Raw genomic sequence first — 15,869 nt, 5'->3', positions numbered from 1 at the left:
CGCGTGAGGGGGTGGCCCGTTCCGACGGGCCACCCCCTCACGCGTACGTGCTACCGCAGATCGAACTCGCCGTCACGAGCGCCCAGGACGAACGCGTCCCACTCGGCCTTCGTGTACCGCAGCACCGTCCCCTTGTCGAGGGACGAACGCATCGCCACCGCACCCTCGGGCAGCCGCGCGATCTCCACGCGCTCCTCGTCCGGGCTCGTCCCCGGGGCGCCCTCCCACTCGACGCCGGAGATGTCGAGCGCGTACAGCTCGTCCTTCTGGCGCTTCTTCTCGGCGGCCAGGGCGGCGTCCGCGCCCGCGGTGCTGGTCTCGTGGACGTCGGTCATCGGCGCATTCCCTTCGCGGTGGTACGGCGGTCCCTCCCACACTAGTGGGAGGGACCGCTCCGCTCAGTGCTGTTCGGGCAGCCAGCCCAGCTGCACCAGCGGTGTCCCGCGCTTCCGCGACACGAACGTGCCCCGGCCCGGAGGCATCGGCCGCGCCCGGACGCCGCCCAGGATGTCGCCCTCCTGCGGATCGCCGGAGAGGAGCACGCCCTGCGCGCCCAGCTCCCGCATCCGCTGCATGAACGGCTCGTACATGGCACGCGAGGCGCCCGCCTGGCTGCGCGCCACGATGAACCGGATGCCGACGTCCCGCGCGAACGGCAGGTTCTCCACCAGAACGGCCAGCGGGTTCCCCGAGTTGGTGGCCACCAGCTCGAAGTCGTCGACCAGGACGAACAGCTGCGGACCCGACCACCAGCTGCGGTCCCGCAGCTGCTGCGGCGTGATGTCGGGCTTCGGCGCCCGCTTCGTCATCACCGTGTTGATGGCCTCCATGTGCATCTGCATGGCCGAGGCCATCGGCGCGTACTCCAGGAGGTGCGAGGGCGCCACGGCCTCCAGCATCGTCCGCCGGTAGTCGCCGACGACGATCCGCGCCTGCTCCGGCGAGTACCGCTCGCACAGCTGCTTGGCGATCAGCCGCAGCAGCGCCGTCTTGCCGGACTCGCTCTCACCGAAGACGAGGAAGAACGGATCCGACTCGAAGTCGACGAACACCGGCTCCAGGTTCGTCTCGTCGATGCCGATCGCGATGCCGTGCTGCGGGTACTCGAAGCCCTTCGGCAGCTGCTCCGCCGGCAGCCTGCGCGGAAGCAGCCGCACCGCGGGCGCCGGGGCCCCGGTCCAGCTCGCCTTCACGGCCTGCACGAACGCCGACGTGCCCTCCGCCAGGTCGGCGGAGGAGCTCGCCCCGTCGATCCGCGGCAGCGCCCCCATGAAGTGCAGCTTCTCCGGCACCTGGCCGCGGCCCGGCACACCGGTCGGCACGTTCGCCGCGACCTTCCGGTCGAACTCGGAGTCCATGACGTCACCGAGCCGCAGTTCGAGCCGGCCCAGCATCTGGTCCTTGAGCGCCGCCCGCACCTCCATGTACCGGGCGGCGGTGATCACCACGTGGATGCCGTAGCCCAGACCGCGCGCCGCGATGTCGGCGACGATCGGCTCCAGCGTGTCGTAGTCGTTGCGGAAGCTGCCCCAGCCGTCCACGATCAGGAAGACGTCGCCCCAGGCCTCGCCCGGCAGTTCGCCCGCGGCCCGCTTGCGCCGGTACGTCGCGATCGAGTCGATGGAGTGCGAGCGGAAGAACTCCTCCCGCCGGTTCAGGACGCCCATGACCTCCGCGACCGTCCGGCGCACCCGCTCCGGGTCGAGCCGGGACGCCACCCCGCCGACATGCGGCAGGTCGGCCAGCGAGACCATGCCGCCGCCACCGAAGTCCAGGCAGTAGAACTGCACCTCGGCCGGGGTGTGGGTGAGCGCGAACGAGGAGATCAGCGTCCGCATGATCGTCGACTTGCCGGACTGCGGACCGCCGACCACCATCATGTGGCCCGCCGCGCCGGAGAAGTCCCGGTACAGCACCTCGCGCCGCTGCTCGAACGGCTTGTCGATGAGGCCGAGCGGCACCGTGAGCGCGCCCTGACGCGTGTACTCCGTCGCCGTGAGCCCCCGGTCCGCCGTCTGCGCGAGCCCCGGAAGCAGCTGGTCGAGCGAGGGCGCCTGGTCGAGCGGCGGCAGCCACACCTGGTGCGCCGGCACGCCCTGGCCCTCGAGGCGCCGCACGATCACGTCGAGCACGGTGTCCGCGAGCGCCTCGTCCTCCTCGGAGCGCCGCTCCGTCAGATAGGCCGGGTCGGGCGCCGCGTACACGACCGGCACCGGCGCCGCGGTGAACAGCGCGGGCCGCCGCTCCACCGGCATGTGCCCGATCTCCAGACGCGGCCCGCCCGTCCGGTACGTACCCGAGACGTACGCCGCCTTGAAGCGGGTCATCTCGTCCGTACCGAACTTCAGATAGCCCGAGCCGGGCACCGACGGCAGGTGGTACGCGTCGGGGACGCCGATCGCCGTGCGCGACTCCGCCGCCGAGAAGGTCCGCAGGCCGATCCGGTACGAGAGGTACGTGTCCAGGCCGCGCAGCTTGCCCTCCTCCAGGCGCTGCGAGGCCAGCAGCAGGTGCACGCCCAGGGAGCGGCCGATGCGGCCGATCTGGATGAACATGTCGATGAAGTCGGGCTTGGCGGTGAGGAGTTCGGAGAACTCGTCGATCACCAGGACCAGCGAGGCCAGCGGTTCGAGCGGAGCGCCCGCGGCCCGCGCCTTCTCGTAGTCGTGGATGTTCGCGTAGTTGCCCGCCGAGCGCAGCAGCTCCTGCCGCCGCTGGAGCTCGCCGCGGATCGCGTCGCCCATGCGGTCGACGAGCGTCAGGTCGTCGGAGAGGTTCGTGATGACCGCCGCCACGTGCGGCATCTGCGACATGCCCGCGAAGGTCGCGCCGCCCTTGAAGTCCGCGAGGACGAAGTTCAGCGTCTCCGAGGAGTGCGTCACCGCGAGACCGAGCACCAGCGTGCGCAGCAGCTCCGACTTTCCGGAACCCGTCGCGCCGACGCACAGACCGTGCGGGCCCATGCCCTCCTGCGCCGCCTCCTTCAGGTCCAGCATGACCGGCTGGCCGTCCTCGCCGACACCGATCGGCACCCGGAGCCGCTCGGCCACCGACCGGGGCCGCCAGGTCCGCGTCACGTCCACCGAGGCCGCGTCGCCCAGGTTCAGCAGATCCGTGAAGTCCAGATTGGCGAGCAGCGGCTCGTCGTCGTCCCCGCCGCCCATCCGCAGCGGTGCCAGCTGCCGGGCCAGCGCCTCGGCCGCGGGCAGCGAGATGCCGTCCGGCAGCCCCTCGTACGCGAAGCCGCCGCCCGACTCCAGGCGCAGCCGGCCCGGCCGTACCACCACCGAAAGGCCGCCGCGCGGCTCGTCGAGCTCGCCGTTGACGACCTCCACGATCGTCACGCCCTGGAGGCCCTCGGCCGCCGCGAGCAGCGAGTCCGGCGGCACCATGCCGCCGTCGAGGACCACCACCACGTGCGGCTGGTCGAGCACCGGCTGGTTGTCCCGGGAGAACCGCGGCCGCCCGTCCAGCTTCGAACGGACCAGGTTCTCCAGTTCACCGAGGTCGTCGCCGAACAGCCGCTTCGTACCGGCACCGTCGACCTGCCCCGGCACCTGGGTGTGCGGCAGCCACTTCGTCCAGTCCCAGCGCTCCTGAGCCGGCCGCGCCGCCACCACGGCGAGCATCAGGTCGTCGGGGGAGTGCAGCGTCACCAGCTGCGCCACGAGCGCCCGCGCCGCGGCCTGCGCCGACTCGGGCTCGCCCGACACCGTCACGTGGTAGAACGCCCGCATCGAGACGGCCATCGGCAGCCCGTCCAACGTGCCGTGCACCGCGAGGAACTGCTGCATCGCACCCGCACACAGCGGCTCCAGCTCGTCCACCGGAGCGGTGTCCGGCGCCACCAGCGGGGTCGCCAGCTGCTGCGCGCCGAGACCGATCCGCGCCTGCCCGAAGTCGTGGTCGCCGACCCGGCGTTCCCACACCCGCGAACCCTCGGCCACCACCGACCACAGCTGTTCGGGGGAGGGGTGCAGATACAGCTGCGCGTCCCGCTGCCTGCGCGCCGTGCGCCGGACCGTACGCCGGGTCTGCGCGAGGTATTTGAGGTAGTCGCGGCGGACATCGGCCATTTGCCCCTGCGTACCGCGACGGAATCTGAAGAACTGCGCGATGGCCATGCCGACCGTCGACGCCAGCATCAACGTGCCCATGATCCGCATGATCGGCGAGGGCGTCATGAAGAAGAAGACGACCGACGAACCCATGCCGAGCATCGGCAGGAGCTGCATCAACGCCGACTCCTGCTGTCCCCGCGGAAGTTCCGGTGGAGACTCCAGGACCAGTTCCTCACCGGGCACTTCCGGAGGAAGGGACCTCGGCGGGCGTTTGACGACGATCTGGCTCACCGGCGCATCAATCCCTCGTTGGAGGCGGGCTCGTGGCGGGAGCATCCGCACGCCACCCCTGTCGGCAGCCGAGCGCGCGGACTTCCCCCATGGGACGGCGATCCTACTTGCAGCCCCCACCGGCCGTCCCCGGTAGGGTGGCGCCGCATCGTGCGCAACCGCGAATCAGAAGGCGCGGGACCGCGCACCAGACGGGCGCAACCGCGAACCAGGGGGTCCACACACGTGAGTACGACCGCAGCGACCGGCTTCTGCCGCGTCACCGTCGTGGCGCCGGACAGCCGCATCGACGTCGCGCTCCCCGAGGACATCGCCGTCGCCGACGTCTACCCGGAGATCCTGCGCCTCACCGGCCAGACCCAGGCGCCGGGCACCCCGACCGGCTACCACCTGGTCCGCCGCGACGGATCCGTCCTCGACGGCGCCCGCACCCTCGCCGCCCAGCAGGTCCTCGACGGCGAGGTGCTCTCCCTGCGCCCGTTCGCCCAGTCCCTCCCGCCGGCCGTCTACGACGACGTGTCCGACGCCGTCGCCTCCGCCGTCACCCGCGACCGGCACCTGTGGAGCGACGAACTGCTCCGCGGCGCCGGACTCGTCGGCGGCGTGCTGCTCCTCGTCCTCATGGGCTTCGTCCTCTGGTTCGCCGACCCGGTCCGCCACGACATGCACAGCCTCCCCGGGATCATCGCGGGCGCCGCCGGCTTCCTCCTCACCGCCTTCGCCGGCGTCCGCGCCCGCGTCTACGCGGACCGGGCCACCGCCGTCGCCCTCGGCCTCGGCGCGCTGCCCCTGCTCCTCATCGCCGGCTCCGGCATCATCGCCGCCGACCCCGGCCAGGGCCCCGGCCGCCTGCAGTTCCTGCTCGGCTCCGTCACCGTCCTCGTCGCCTCCGTGGCCCTCGTCGCGCTCACCCCCAGCGGCGACGCCCCCTTCGTGGCCGCCACCTTCCTCGCCGGCGTCGGCACCCTCGCCACCTTCCTGCTGATCCTCACCGAGGGCACCGCCACCGAGGCCGCCGCGGCCTGCGCCCCGATCGCCATCGGCCTCGTCGCCTTCCTGCCCGGTCTCTCCGCCCGCTTCGCCCGCCTCCCCATCGGCTACGCCGCCCCGCGCAGCGCCGCCGACGACGAGTTCTCCGGCGACCCGCAGCAGGGCGAGGAGGCGCAGCCCGTCGACGCCGAGCGCATCGCGCTCCAGGCCCGCCGCGGCCACGAGATGCTCCTCGGCCTGGTCGGCGGCTGCGCGGCCGTCGTCGTCGGCTCCGCCGCCGTCCTCGGCTTCGCCGGCAACGTCTGGGGCCAGCTCCTCGCCCTCGCCGCCGGCCTCGCGATGCTGCTGCGCGCCCGCCTCTTCCGGTACACCTCGCAGATCGCCTGCGTCCTCGTCGCCGGCATCGCCGCCATCGCGCTGCTCGTCCTCGGCCTCTCCCTCAACCCGCCGGTCGACCTGGTCAAGGACCTCCTCATGTACGGGGACCGCGGCGGCCTCGACATCCGGACCATCTGGCTCACCGCGGCCGTCGCCGCCGGTGCCGCCGTCATCACCGCGATCGGCCTGATCATCCCGAAGAAGGGCCTCTCGCCCTTCTGGGGCCGGCTCCTCGACCTCGCCGAGGGCTTCGTCCTGCTCTCCCTGGTCCCGCTGTGCCTCGCCGTCCTCGACGTCTTCAACCAGGTCCGCTCCCTCACCAGCAAATGAGGGACCCCGCTCCGGCGAGCTGGTACGCTGTGTGACGGCCGTTTGTGTACGCGCTCCCGGAAAGCCCCCGAGATCACTCGGAAGCCTCTGGAAGCTGCGCCCATCGGACCTTCGCCCGTCGAGTCACGGAAGCTTCCCCTGAGACCTAGACCAGGGGCACTCGCGGGCGCACGAACACCAATGAGGAGATCCGCGTGGCTCTCGACGCCGCTGTCAAGAAGCAGATCATGGCCGAGTTCGGCACCAAGGAGGGCGACACCGGCTCCCCCGAGGTCCAGGTCGCGATGCTGTCCCGTCGCATCTCGGACCTGACCGAGCACCTCAAGCAGCACAAGCACGACCACCACTCCCGCCGTGGTCTGCTGATCCTGGTCGGCCAGCGCCGCCGCCTGCTGCAGTACCTGGCCAAGAAGGACATCCAGCGCTTCCGTACGCTGGTCGACCGCCTCGGCATCCGCCGCGGTGCGGCCGGCGGCGCCAAGTAATCCGTTCCACGGTGAGCGCTGCGAAGGGAGCGGTTCCCACTTTCAGGGGGCCGCTCCCTTTGCTGTACGTGCACAAAGTGCGCATCGGCACTTAGTCTGGTCGCACAACCCCATACGACGAGCGTGAAGCCGCCGGCCAGCCGCCGGTCCTCGGTAGTGGCCCCCGGAAACGAACACCCGGGTGCTTCGATCGAAGACCGGCCCGCACCCGAGGCGAGCTTCTCCGCCCCCGTCGGACACCGTCCCCGGCCACACGGGCCGAAGGACGCAAAGACGAACACGTAGGAGAAACCCATAGTGGAGAACGAGACCCACTACGCCGAGGCCGTCATCGACAACGGCACCTTCGGTACCCGCACCATCCGCTTCGAGACCGGCCGTCTGGCCAAGCAGGCCGCCGGCTCCGCCGTCGCCTACCTGGACGACGACACGATGGTCCTCTCCGCGACCACCGCCTCGAAGCGCCCCAAGGACCAGCTCGACTTCTTCCCCCTCACGGTGGACGTCGAGGAGCGGCAGTACGCGGCCGGCAAGATCCCCGGCTCCTTCTTCCGCCGGGAGGGCCGCCCCTCCGAGGACGCGATCCTCACCTGCCGCCTGATCGACCGCCCGCTGCGCCCCTCCTTCAAGAAGGGCCTGCGCAACGAGATCCAGATCGTCGAGACGATCATGGCGCTCAACCCCGACCACCTGTACGACGTGGTCGCGATCAACGCCGCCTCCGCTTCGACGATCCTGGCGGGCCTGCCCTTCTCCGGCCCCATCGGCGCCACCCGCGTCGCCCTGATCAAGGGCCAGTGGGTCGCCTTCCCGACGCACACCGAGCTTGAGGACGCCGTCTTCGACATGGTCGTCGCCGGTCGCGTCCTGGAGGACGGCGACGTCGCGATCATGATGGTCGAGGCCGAGGCCACCGAGAAGACGATCGAGCTCGTCAAGGGCGGCGCCGAGGCGCCGACCGAGGAGGTCGTCGCCGCCGGTCTCGAGGCCGCGAAGCCCTTCATCAAGGTCCTCTGCAAGGCCCAGTCGGACCTCGCCGCCAAGGCCGCCAAGCCCACCGGCGAGTTCCCGGTCTTCCTGGACTACCAGGACGACGTCCTGGAGGCGCTCACCGCCGCCGTCAAGGGTGAGCTCACCAAGGCGCTCACCATCGCCGGCAAGCAGGAGCGCGAGGCCGAGCTCGACCGCATCAAGGAGATCGCCGCCGAGAAGCTGCTCCCGGCCTTCGAGGGCCGCGAGAAGGAGATCGGTGGTGCCTACCGCGCGCTGACCAAGAAGCTGGTCCGCGAGCGCGTCATCAAGGACAAGGTCCGCATCGACGGCCGTGGCCTGACGGACATCCGTACGCTCGCGGCCGAGGTCGAGGCCATCCCGCGCGTGCACGGCTCGGCGCTGTTCGAGCGTGGCGAGACCCAGATCCTGGGCGTCACCACCCTCAACATGCTCCGCATGGAGCAGCAGCTGGACACCCTCTCCCCGGTGACCCGCAAGCGCTACATGCACAACTACAACTTCCCGCCGTACTCCGTCGGCGAGACCGGCCGCGTGGGCTCGCCCAAGCGCCGCGAGATCGGCCACGGCGCGCTCGCCGAGCGCGCCATCGTGCCGGTGCTGCCGACGCGCGAGGAGTTCCCCTACGCGATCCGCCAGGTGTCCGAGGCCCTCGGCTCCAACGGTTCGACGTCGATGGGTTCGGTCTGCGCCTCCACCATGTCGCTGCTGAACGCCGGTGTGCCGCTCAAGGCCGCCGTCGCCGGTATCGCCATGGGTCTGATCTCCGAGGAGATCGACGGCCAGACGCACTACGTCGCCCTCACCGACATCCTCGGTGCGGAGGACGCCTTCGGCGACATGGACTTCAAGGTCGCCGGCACGAAGCAGTTCGTGACCGCGCTCCAGCTCGACACCAAGCTCGACGGCATCCCCGCCTCGGTCCTGGCCGCCGCGCTGAAGCAGGCCCGCGACGCGCGTCTGCACATCCTCGACGTGATGAACGAGGCGATCGACGTTCCGGACGAGATGTCCCCGAACGCGCCGCGCATCATCACCGTCAAGATCCCGGTGGACAAGATCGGTGAGGTCATCGGCCCCAAGGGCAAGATGATCAACCAGATCCAGGAGGACACCGGCGCCGAGATCACGATCGAGGACGACGGCACCATCTACATCGGTGCCCAGCAGGGCTCGCAGGCCGAGGCCGCCCGCGCCACGATCAACGGCATCGCCAACCCGACCATGCCGGAGGTCGGCGAGCGCTACCTGGGGACGGTCGTCAAGACCACCACCTTCGGCGCCTTCGTCTCCCTGCTTCCGGGCAAGGACGGCCTGCTGCACATCTCGCAGATCCGCAAGCTCGCCGGTGGCAAGCGCGTGGAGAACGTCGAGGACGTGCTCGCGATCGGCTCCAAGGTCCAGGTCGAGATCGCCGAGATCGACCAGCGCGGCAAGCTCTCCCTGATCCCCGTGATCGCGGACGAGGACGCCGAGGGTGACAAGGACGACGCTGCCAAGTGACGTCCCGTAGTTCCCGCGCGACGGCCCGCCCCTCTTCGGAGGGGCGGGCCGTCGCCCGTACCCAAACGCTTCTCCCCGGCAAGGACGGCATCGGCACGGTCCGCCGCACGACCCTCCCCGGAGGCCTGCGGATCGTCACCGAGACCCTCCCCTCCGTGCGCTCCGCCACCTTCGGCATCTGGGCGCACGTCGGTTCCCGCGACGAGACCCCGACGCTCAACGGCGCGACCCACTACCTGGAGCACCTCCTCTTCAAGGGCACCCACAAGCGGTCCGCCCTCGACATCTCCGCCGCGATCGACGCGGTCGGCGGCGAGATGAACGCCTTCACGGCGAAGGAGTACACCTGCTACTACGCCCGGGTCCTCGACACCGACCTGCCGCTGGCGATCGACGTCGTCTGCGACATGCTCACCGACTCGCTGATCCTCGACGAGGACGTGGACGCCGAGCGTGGCGTCATCCTCGAAGAGATCGCGATGACCGAGGACGACCCCGGTGACGTCGTGCACGAGCTGTTCGCGCAGACGATGTTCGGCGACACCCCGCTGGGCCGCCCGGTCCTCGGCACCGTCGACACGATCAACGCGCTCAGCCGCGGCCAGATCGCCCGCTTCTACAAGAAGCACTACGACCCGACCCACCTGGTCGTCGCCGCCGCCGGCAACGTCGACCACGCCACGGTGGTGCGCCAGGTCCGCCGCGCCTTCGAACGCGCCGGCGCCCTGACCCGTACCGACGCCGTCCCGGTCGCCCCTCGCGAGGGCTCCCGGACCCTCCGTACGGCGGGCCGGGTCGAGCTCCTGAACCGCAAGACCGAGCAGGCGCACGTGGTCCTCGGCATGCCGGGCCTGGCCCGCACCGACGATCGCCGCTGGGCCCTCGGCGTGCTGAACACCGCCCTCGGCGGCGGCATGTCCTCCCGCCTCTTCCAGGAGGTCCGCGAGAAGCGCGGCCTGGCCTACAGCGTGTACTCGTACACCTCGGGCTTCGCCGACTGCGGCCTCTTCGGGGTGTACGCGGGCTGCCGGCCCAGCCAGGTCCACGACGTCCTGAAGATCTGCCGCGACGAGCTCGACAAGGTCGCCTCCGACGGCCTCACGGACGAGGAGATCAACCGCGCCGTCGGCCAGCTCTCCGGCTCGACCGTGCTCGGCCTGGAGGACACCGGCGCGCTGATGAACCGCATCGGCAAGAGCGAGCTGTGCTGGGGCACCCAGATGTCGGTCGACGACATGCTGACCCGGATCGCGGCGGTCACCCCGGACGAGGTCCGCGAGGTCGCCCGCGATGTACTGGAGCAGCGGCCCTCGCTGTCGGTGATCGGCCCGCTGAAGGACAAGCAGGCGGACCGCCTCCACCAAGCGGTCTCCTGATCCCAGGGCCGGACAGGCCCTAGCCCCCTAAGGAAGAGCAATGAGCAAGCTGCGCGTGGCGGTCCTCGGAGCCAAGGGCCGCATCGGCTCCGAGGCCGTCAGGGCCGTCGAGGCCGCCCAGGACATGGAACTGGTCGCGGCCCTCGGCCGCGGCGACCGTCTGGAGGCGCTCACCGAGGCGGGCGCCCAGGTCGTCGTCGAGCTGACCACCCCCGACTCGGTCATGGAGAACCTCGACTTCTGCGTGGGCCACGGCATCCACGCGGTCGTCGGCACCACCGGCTGGACCGAGGACCGTCTCGCGCAGCTGAACGGCTGGCTCGCCGCCTCCCCGGAGACCGGCGTCCTCATCGCCCCGAACTTCTCCATCGGCGCCGTCCTCACCATGAAGTTCGCGCAGATCGCGGCCCCGTACTTCGAGTCGGTCGAGGTCGTCGAACTGCACCACCCCAACAAGGTCGACGCGCCCTCCGGCACGGCGACCCGCACCGCCCAGCTCATCGCCGAGGCCCGGTCGAAGGCAGGCTGCGCCCCGCAGCCCGACGCCACGACCACCGCCCTCGACGGGGCGCGCGGGGCGAACGTCGACGGCGTTCCCGTGCACGCGGTACGCCTCCGGGGCCTGCTGGCCCACCAGGAGGTGCTGCTCGGCGGCGAGGGCGAGACCCTCACGGTCCGGCACGACTCCCTGCACCACTCCAGCTTCATGCCGGGCATCCTTCTGGGTGCCCGCCGCGTGACCACGACTCCGGGCCTCACCTTCGGCCTGGAGCACTTCCTGGACCTGGGCTGACGGCCATGGGCGGAAAGATCACGTACGTCTTCCTGGCCACCGTCCTCGTCCTCGTCTTCGGCGTGGTCGGGATGGAGGGAGTCCTGCTCCTCCTCACGGGCGAGCCGGCCGCCATGGGCATGGGCGCGGTGGCGTTCCTGCTGCCCGTCGTCGGCGGCTGGTTCCTCTGGAAGAACACCAGCTTCGCGCGCCGGGCCAACCGCCTGGCCGCCGAGCTGGAGGCCGAGGGCGGTCTGCCCGTCGACGAGCTGAAGCGCACGCAGGGCGGCCGGATCGACCGGGACTCGGCCGACGAGGTCTTCGCCCTGCGCAAGGCCGAGGCGGAGGACTCACCCGAGGACTGGCGCTGCTGGTTCCGGCTCGCGGTGGCCTACCACGACGCCCGGGACACTCCGAGGGCCCGCAAGGCGATGCAGCGGGCCATCGCGCTCCACGAGGGGCGTCCGGTCAGCGCGTAGCGGCCGTGGCCGTGCCGTACTCGGCGTTCCAGGCCTCGACCGAGTCGGCCGCCCGGTCGAAGGCCTCGATACGGGACAGGAAGTCGGCGTTGTGGGTGGTGAGCAGCAGCAGCTGTTCACCACCCTGCCGGTCGAGCACCAGGGCCTGGCCCTGGACCGTGCGGGGGAATCCCAGCCAGCGCACCGGCTGCTGGGCGGTGCGGACGGACGTCACCTTCGACCAGGGCACGGTGACGGTCGAGAAGAAGCCCACGCGGCGCACGCCGGCGCGGCTCACCCAGGCGCCCATGCGCAGCATCCGCAGGGCGGCCGCGATGACGAGCACGGCGAGGCCGAGCGTGACGCACGCGCCGCCGAAGGCTCCGGCGAACGCGATGATCACAGCGGCGAGCAGGACGAACGAGGCGAGCAGCAGCGCGAGCGCCGCCGCCCCCACCCGCCAGGACCCGGGCCGGTACGGACGGCGCCACTGATCGTGGTCGTCGAACGGCAGGGCGGCATGGTCGGTCGTGTCAAACGCACGGTCGGCCGTCAGGAAGGGCAGGGGCACGACAGGTCCTCACTCACAAGCACGCTCGAAGGGGCGATGCCCGGTGAGGCTACCTCAGCGGTTGTCGGACGCCTCGGACTGCTGCTGACGAGTGGCCGAGTCACCCGACTGGAGCGAGGGCATCCCGAAGACGAGGGAGCCGACGAGGCCGGCCACGACGGTCAGCCCGAGCAGGGTGCGGCCCACGATCTGCGAGGGGCTGAGGCGCTCCCGGGGCGGTGGAGTGACGTTACTGCGGAAGTGGTCGGCCTCCGCGACGAACGCGAACGGTACGGCCTCTCGCCGGCGGAACATCAGAGCCACTCTCCTTCTTCGTCGTCATGCGTCACAGGTACAGACGACGGAACCGACGTTTTGGTGCCCTTTTTCATCAAAGCGGCGGAATATAGTCCTCCGGTAGGACGCAGTCCCGGCGAGCGGACCGGGTTCGGAGGACCGTGGAGCTCCCGTGGAGCACACATGTCCGAACACACGATGCGAAGTGTCCGTATTGCGACGTTTCGCGAAGTTCATCTAGGCTGATCAAACGGACCCGGCGCTGCCTGAACCCCCGAGCAGGCAGCGCCGGGCTCCCTTTCTCCTGTCCCCCTCAGGGACACCCGGCGCTGAGCAGCGAGTAGCGTGTTACCCATGGCTCCGATCTCCACTCCGCAGACCCCCTTCGGGCGGGTCCTCACCGCCATGGTCACGCCCTTCACGGCGGACGGCGCACTCGACCTCGACGGTGCCCAGCGACTCGCCACCCACCTGGTGGACGCAGGCAACGACGGCCTCGTCATCAACGGCACCACCGGCGAGTCCCCGACCACCAGTGACGCGGAGAAATCGGACCTCGTACGAGCGGTACTGGAGGCGGTCGGCGACCGCGCCCACGTCGTCGCCGGCGTCGGCACCAACGACACCCACCACTCCATCGAACTGGCCCGCACCGCCGAGCGTGACGGCGCCCACGGCCTCCTCGCCGTGACGCCCTACTACAACAAGCCCCCGCAGGAGGGCCTGTACCGGCACTTCTCGGCCATCGCCGACGCCACCGGCCTCCCCGTCATGCTGTACGACATCCCCGGCCGCAGCGGCGTCCCGATCGACACCGAGACGATCGTCCGCCTCGCCGAGCACCCGCGCATCGTCGCCAACAAGGACGCCAAGGGCGACCTCGGCCGCGCCAGCTGGGCCATCGCCCGCTCCGGCCTCGCCTGGTACTCCGGCGACGACATGCTCAACCTGCCGCTGCTCTCCGTCGGCGCCTGCGGCTTCGTCTCCGTCGTCGGCCACCTCGTCACCCCGGAGCTCCGCGCCCTCCTCGAGGCCCACCTCGGCGGCGAGGTCCAGAAGGCCACCGAGATCCACCAGAAGCTGCTCCCGGTCTACACCGGCATGTTCCGCACCCAGGGCGTCATGACCACCAAGGCCGCCCTCGCCCTCCAGGGCCTCCCGGCCGGCCCGCTGCGCCTGCCGCTCGTCGAGCTCTCCGCACAGGAGACCGAGCAGCTCAAGGTCGACCTGGCCGCCGGCGGGGTAGAACTCTGACAACAGACTTCACAACTGAACACTGACAACAGCAAGTGCACGATTGTCATGCGCGCCACGTGCCCGACCGGTACGTGGCGCGCATGGTGAGGAGAGTCTTTTGAGTCATCCGCATCCTGAACTCGGCGCCCCGCCGAAGCTGCCCAAGGGCGGCCTGCGCGTCATCCCGCTCGGCGGTCTCGGCGAGATCGGCCGCAACATGACGGTCTTCGAGTTCGACGGCCGTCTGCTGATCGTCGACTGCGGCGTCCTCTTCCCCGAGGAGGAGCAGCCCGGCGTCGACCTGATCCTGCCGGACTTCACCATCATCCGGGACCGCCTCGACGACATCGAGGGCATCGTCCTCACGCACGGCCACGAGGACCACATCGGCGCCGTCCCGTACCTGCTCCGGCTGAAGCCGGACATCCCGCTCATCGGCTCCAAGCTGACCCTCGCCCTGATCGAGGCGAAGCTCCAGGAGCACCGCATCCGTCCCTACACCCTCGAGGTGAAGGAAGGCGACCGCGAGGCCCTCGGCCCCTTCGACTGCGAGTTCGTCGCGGTCAACCACTCCATCCCGGACGCCCTGGCCGTCGCCATCCGCACCCCCGCGGGCATGGCCGTCGCCACCGGCGACTTCAAGATGGACCAGCTCCCGATGGACGGCCGCCTCACCGACCTCCACGCCTTCGCGCGGCTCAGCGAGGAGGGCATCGACCTCCTGCTGTCCGACTCGACGAACGCCGAGGTCCCGGGCTTCGTCCCGCCGGAGCGGGACATCTCGAACGTCCTGCGGAACGTCTTCGCGAACGCCCCGAAGCGCATCATCGTGGCCAGCTTCGCCAGCCACGTGCACCGCATCCAGCAGATCATCGACGCCGCCCACGAGTACGGCCGCCGGGTCGCCTTCGTCGGCCGCTCGATGGTCCGCAACATGGGCATCGCCCGAGACCTGGGCTACCTCCGGGTCCCGGCCGGCCTCGTCGTGGACGTGAAGACCCTCGACGACCTGCCGGACGACGAGGTCGTGCTGGTCTGCACGGGTTCCCAGGGCGAGCCCATGGCGGCCCTGTCCCGCATGGCCAACCGCGACCACCAGATCCGCATCGTCCCCGGCGACACGGTCATCCTCGCGTCCTCGCTCATCCCGGGCAACGAGAACGCGGTCTACCGCGTGATCAACGGCCTGACCCGCTGGGGCGCGAACGTGGTCCACAAGGGCAACGCCAAGGTCCACGTCTCGGGCCACGCCTCGGCCGGCGAGCTGCTGTACTTCTACAACATCTGCAAGCCGAAGAACCTCATGCCGGTCCACGGCGAATGGCGCCACCTGCGCGCCAACGCCGAGCTCGGCGCGATGACGGGCATCCCCAAGGACCACATCGTCATCGCCGAGGACGGCGTCGTCGTCGACCTGGTCGACGGCCGCGCCCGCATCACCGGCAAGGTCCAGGCGGGCTACGTGTACGTGGACGGCCTCTCGGTCGGCGACGTCACCGAGACCTCCCTCAAGGACCGCCGCATCCTCGGCGAGGAGGGCATCATCTCGGTCTTCGTGGTCGTGGACTCCTCGACCGGCAAGATCACGGCCGGCCCGCACGTCCACGCCCGCGGCTCCGGGATCGACGACTCCGCCTTCGACGCGGTGCTCCCGAAGATCGACCAGGCGCTCAACAAGTCGGCCCAGGACGGCGTCGTCGAACCCCACCAGCTCCAGCAGCTGATCCGCCGCACCGTCGGCAAGTGGGTCTCCGACACCTACCGTCGGCGACCGATGATCCTCCCGGTCGTCGTCGAGGTCTGACAGGCCTGACCAGCGCGACACTGGAGCGGGGCCCCTCGATTTGCATCGGGGCGCCCCGCTCCAGTACGTTTACGGCTCCGCCAGATCGGGAAGTCCCCGGCGCCGCAGTGCGCCCGGAGGATGAACCGGGAGGCGGGAAATCCGACTCAGAACATCTGATAAAGTCGGAACACGCCGGAAGGCCTCGAAGAAAACAAATTCGGGACCGGAAAGCACCGAGGAAATCGGATCAGAAAGATCTGATAGAGTCGGAAACGAAGGAAGCGCCCGGAGGGCCTGGAAACAGGAACGAAGGAAGCGTCCGCACCTTGAGAACTCAACAGCGTG

12 protein-coding genes are annotated in these 15,869 nt (G+C 70.3%); 8 read left to right on the top strand and 4 right to left on the bottom strand.

Translation table 11 applies throughout. From position 1 onward, the window contains the following. Positions 1–50: 50 nt before the first annotated feature. Positions 51–335 carry a DUF397 domain-containing protein gene (locus tag ACFYX3_RS17535; RefSeq protein ID WP_376594326.1) on the bottom strand — a complete coding sequence of 95 codons (285 nt, stop codon included), beginning with the start codon at positions 333–335 and terminating at the stop codon, positions 51–53. Positions 336–398: 63 nt separating this feature from the next. Further along, entirely contained in the window at positions 399–4,352 is a 3,954-nt protein-coding gene (gene eccCa / locus ACFYX3_RS17530) for a type VII secretion protein EccCa (protein WP_389013973.1), read from the bottom strand. Between the two features lie 225 nt (positions 4,353–4,577). Here eccCa and eccD point away from each other — a divergent pair, with 225 nt between their 5' ends. The 6 genes from eccD to ACFYX3_RS17500 all read left to right on the top strand — a co-directional run bounded on the left by eccD (position 4,578) and on the right by ACFYX3_RS17500 (position 11,676). Further along, the gene (gene eccD, locus ACFYX3_RS17525) at positions 4,578–6,050 is read left to right on the top strand and encodes a type VII secretion integral membrane protein EccD (RefSeq protein WP_184931249.1); all 1,473 of its coding nucleotides are present in this window, start codon (positions 4,578–4,580) and stop codon (positions 6,048–6,050) included. A 194-nt stretch (positions 6,051–6,244) separates the two neighbouring features. Then, the gene (rpsO, locus tag ACFYX3_RS17520; RefSeq protein WP_015036567.1) at positions 6,245–6,535 is read left to right on the top strand and encodes a 30S ribosomal protein S15; all 291 of its coding nucleotides are present in this window, start codon (positions 6,245–6,247) and stop codon (positions 6,533–6,535) included. A gap of 297 nt (positions 6,536–6,832) precedes the next feature. Next, complete coding sequence (locus tag ACFYX3_RS17515; protein ID WP_376594323.1) at positions 6,833–9,049, top strand: polyribonucleotide nucleotidyltransferase; 2,217 nt, start codon at positions 6,833–6,835, stop codon at positions 9,047–9,049. Next, positions 9,046–10,425: a pitrilysin family protein gene (locus tag ACFYX3_RS17510; RefSeq protein WP_116158535.1), complete on the top strand. Its 1,380-nt coding sequence runs from the start codon at positions 9,046–9,048 to the stop codon at positions 10,423–10,425. The genes ACFYX3_RS17515 and ACFYX3_RS17510 overlap by 4 nt, the downstream gene beginning before the upstream one ends. A gap of 40 nt (positions 10,426–10,465) precedes the next feature. After that, a complete protein-coding gene (gene dapB / locus ACFYX3_RS17505) occupies positions 10,466–11,218 on the top strand; it encodes a 4-hydroxy-tetrahydrodipicolinate reductase (protein WP_116158534.1) in 753 nt (250 codons plus the stop codon). A gap of 5 nt (positions 11,219–11,223) precedes the next feature. Then, positions 11,224–11,676 carry a hypothetical protein gene (locus ACFYX3_RS17500; RefSeq protein ID WP_389013966.1) on the top strand — a complete coding sequence of 151 codons (453 nt, stop codon included), beginning with the start codon at positions 11,224–11,226 and terminating at the stop codon, positions 11,674–11,676. On the opposite strand, the gene ACFYX3_RS17495 is transcribed toward ACFYX3_RS17500, so the two are convergent. Together ACFYX3_RS17495 and ACFYX3_RS17490 are read right to left on the bottom strand one after the other, a co-directional pair. Beyond that, positions 11,666–12,226 carry a hypothetical protein gene (locus ACFYX3_RS17495; RefSeq protein WP_389013963.1) on the bottom strand — a complete coding sequence of 187 codons (561 nt, stop codon included), beginning with the start codon at positions 12,224–12,226 and terminating at the stop codon, positions 11,666–11,668. The genes ACFYX3_RS17500 and ACFYX3_RS17495 overlap by 11 nt on opposite strands. Before the next feature lie 54 nt (positions 12,227–12,280). After that, positions 12,281–12,520 (bottom strand): hypothetical protein, encoded by a 240-nt coding sequence (locus ACFYX3_RS17490; RefSeq protein WP_116158531.1) that lies wholly within the window; start codon positions 12,518–12,520, stop codon positions 12,281–12,283. A gap of 336 nt (positions 12,521–12,856) precedes the next feature. Here ACFYX3_RS17490 and dapA point away from each other — a divergent pair, with 336 nt between their 5' ends. Together dapA and ACFYX3_RS17480 are read left to right on the top strand one after the other, a co-directional pair. Next, entirely contained in the window at positions 12,857–13,756 is a 900-nt protein-coding gene (dapA, locus tag ACFYX3_RS17485) for a 4-hydroxy-tetrahydrodipicolinate synthase (protein WP_359518695.1), read from the top strand. A 100-nt stretch (positions 13,757–13,856) separates the two neighbouring features. After that, entirely contained in the window at positions 13,857–15,542 is a 1,686-nt protein-coding gene (locus ACFYX3_RS17480; protein WP_376594992.1) for a ribonuclease J, read from the top strand. Positions 15,543–15,869: the final 327 nt, after the last annotated feature.

Source organism: Streptomyces sp. NPDC002463, assembly GCF_042889835.1.
GTDB classification, from domain to species: domain Bacteria; phylum Actinomycetota; class Actinomycetes; order Streptomycetales; family Streptomycetaceae; genus Streptomyces; species Streptomyces nymphaeiformis.
The sequence above is the reverse complement of the archived record's forward strand: the minus strand, read 5'-3'. Positions and strand labels throughout refer to the sequence as shown.